This window comes from Bradyrhizobium sp. IAR9, from assembly GCF_013408065.1.
Taxonomy (GTDB): Bacteria; Pseudomonadota; Alphaproteobacteria; order Rhizobiales; family Xanthobacteraceae; genus Bradyrhizobium.
The window spans coordinates 1-1384 of sequence record NZ_JACBZW010000035.1 but is presented as its reverse complement, the minus strand read 5'-3'; the positions used below and the strand labels follow the sequence as shown (position 1 = coordinate 1384).

The following is a 1384-nucleotide window of genomic DNA, read 5'->3' as shown; positions in this document are numbered from 1 at the left end:
TGATGCTGTGGACGGCTCCTCCACGGGCACGAGAGTGCCAAGGATGGGGCGCCGTTTGAGGCTCCCACGATTCGGAGGAGCAGCCTATGCAATCAATTTCGACGATTGGTCTGGATATCGCGAAGTCGGTCTTTCAAGTGCATGGCGTCGATGCAGCCGGTCAGGTGGTGATCCGCCGCCAGCTCAAGCGCCGTTTCATGCTGTCGTTCTTTGAGAAGTTGCCGCCGTGCCTGCTGGGGATCGAGGCTTGCGCGTCATCCCACTACTGGTCCCGCGAACTGCAGGCGTTGGGGCATACCGTGCGGTTGATGCCTCCGGCCTATGTGAAGCCCTACGTCAAGCGGCAGAAGAACGACACCACGGACGCGGAGGCGATTTGCGAGGCGGTCACGAGACCCAACATGCGGTTCGTGCCGACCAAGACGGTCGAGCAACAGAGCTGTCTGATGCTTCATCGCGCGCGCCATCTCTTCATCCGCCAGCAGACTGCCGTCATCAATTCAATCCGCGCCTATCTTGCCGAGTTCGGGATTGTCGCCCCGGTCGGTCGCCGAGGTGTCGAGCAACTGCTGGAAGTCGTCGCCGATACAGCTGACCACCGGCTCCCGGAGGCGGCCCGCGCATGTCTTGCTGCTCTCGGCAGTCAATTGCGGACGCTGAAGGCCCAAATCCTGGAGTTCGACCGACGCATCATCGCCTGGCATCGATCAAGCGCGACGAGCAAACGGCTGGACGCGATCCCCGGCGTCGGGCCGGCGCTGGCAACAGCGCTGGTCGCGAGCGTTGCCGATGCCAAGGCCTTCCGATCGGGTCGGGACTTCTCGGCGTGGGTTGGGCTCGTGCCAAAGCAGAACTCGAGCGGAGGCAAGGACAAGCTTGGCAGTATCAGCAAGCAGGGCGATCGCTATTTGCGCAGCCTGTTCACGGCAGGCGCCCTCGCCGTGATCCGCTATGCAAAGATCCATGGCACGGGGCATCGGCCCTGGCTCACCGCATTGCTGGCGCGGCGACCTACCAAGGTCGCCGCCATCGCGCTCGCCAACAAACTTGCCAGGATGGCATGGGCGATGATGGCCAGGAACGAACGCTACAAGGAACCCGCCGCTCTCACGGCGTAAACGAGATCACGCCGGACATGCCGGTGTGACGTAACGGTTGGAAGGGCGAACAGCACTTAATGCAGCGCCGGTCGATCCGGCGATCAGGACAACCCACATGGGCCATGGCATCTTCGAATGCGTGCTTTTGATCGGGACCTGATCCGCGGAGGGCATTATGGCCAGCGGTCACGTGAACCGCGCAAACAGGCCGAACACATGGCCGCTCCGACCAACGCCGCAAAGTGAAGATTCTCCTTGCCAACCAGGAGCCGTCCACACATGGC

Annotated in this window: 1 protein-coding gene; it reads left to right on the top strand. The window is 62.4% G+C overall.

What is annotated here, in order from left to right; all coding sequences use genetic code 11:
- The first annotated feature begins 86 nt into the window (after positions 1-86).
- Positions 87-1118, top strand: a complete 1032-nt coding sequence (locus GGD67_RS39020; protein ID WP_179740343.1) for an IS110 family transposase — start codon at positions 87-89, stop codon at positions 1116-1118.
- Positions 1119-1384: the final 266 nt, after the last annotated feature.